Annotated in this window: 1 protein-coding gene; it reads left to right on the top strand. The window is 74.2% G+C overall.

Annotated elements, in window-relative coordinates; genetic code table 11:
• Window positions 1-252 (top strand): amidohydrolase family protein (locus U858_RS0133220; protein WP_025141369.1); only part of this gene is annotated, 252 nt, incomplete at both ends.

The following is a 252-nucleotide window of genomic DNA, read 5'->3' as shown; positions in this document are numbered from 1 at the left end:
CCTTGCTGGACGCGCTGGCGCAGAGCCAGGGGCGCTACCGTGGCGTGGCGCTGCTGGGGGCGGACGCCACCGCGGCCAGCGTGCGCCCATTGCACGAGGGCGGGGTGCGCGGGGCGCGCTTCAATTTCGTGCCGCACCTGGGCGGCGCGCCCGATCCGGCCGTGTTCGATCACGTCATCGGTCTGATCGCGCCGCTGGGCTGGCATGTGTGCCTGCACCTGGACGGCGCCATGCTGCCCGAGCTGCTGCCGC

It is taken from the genome of Achromobacter sp. DH1f (assembly GCF_000633435.1).
GTDB lineage: Bacteria > Pseudomonadota > Gammaproteobacteria > Burkholderiales > Burkholderiaceae_B > Achromobacter > Achromobacter deleyi.
This window is presented reverse-complemented; position numbering and strand designations above follow the sequence as displayed.